This window comes from Kitasatospora papulosa (assembly GCF_000717245.1).
GTDB lineage: Bacteria > Actinomycetota > Actinomycetes > Streptomycetales > Streptomycetaceae > Streptomyces > Streptomyces papulosus.
Genome location: NZ_JNYQ01000065.1, coordinates 1 through 711, shown reverse-complemented (window position 1 = coordinate 711; position 711 = coordinate 1). Strand labels below are relative to the sequence as shown.

Here is a 711-nt window from a genome sequence, read left to right as displayed (position 1 = left end):
ACGAGGCGTGCGAAGACCTCGCTGAGCTTGTGGACCTCGAAGACCGAGCGCACGCTCTGCGACTTCGGCTCGATGATGGAGCGCTCGTCCGCGCGGACCTGCGGGTCGGTGACCAGCCGGTCCAGCTCGGCGCGGTAGCCGGCCACCTCCTCGGGGGTGATCAGCTGGTCGATGGCGAGGAAGCCGTCGTGCTCGAAGGACTGCAGGTCCTTCGCGGCGATCGGTCCCGGCGCGCCCGGCGCGGACCAGATGACCGGGTCCTGGCGGGGAGTGGTCATCTCGGCGGCGCCGCGCGAGGGGTACAGGTCGGCGCGTACATCGGTGGTCATGGTTCAGCCCTCCTCTGTCAGCAGCGGGTATACACCGTTCTCGTCGTGGTCCTCCCGTCCGGTGACGGGAGGATTGAAGACGCACACGCAGCGGAAGTCGGTCTTGGGGCGCAGCGTGTGGTGCTCGTGGCCGTTGAGCAGGTACATCGTGCCGGGGGTGATCCAGTGCTTCTCGCCGGTCTCGTCGTTGGTGAGCTCGGCCTCGCCCTCGGTGCACAGCACGGCCTCGATGTGGTTGGCGTACCACATCGACGTCTCCGTACCCGCGTACAGCACGGTCTCGTGGAGCGAGAAGCCCACCTTCTCCTTGGCGAGCACGATGCGCTTGCTCTCCCAGGTACCCGAAGCGGACCTGACGTGCCGGTCGGTGTTCTCGATGTCA

General features: G+C 67.2%; 2 protein-coding genes. Both read right to left on the bottom strand.

Annotated features, from left to right (window positions below):
* Positions 1-329: phytanoyl-CoA dioxygenase family protein (locus IA22_RS0133715; RefSeq protein WP_030125874.1), on the bottom strand; the 329-nt coding region annotated here is incomplete at its 3' end.
* Positions 330-332: 3 nt separating this feature from the next.
* A partial coding sequence (locus IA22_RS0133710; RefSeq protein WP_063828359.1) for an ectoine synthase occupies positions 333-711 on the bottom strand: 379 nt, incomplete at its 5' end.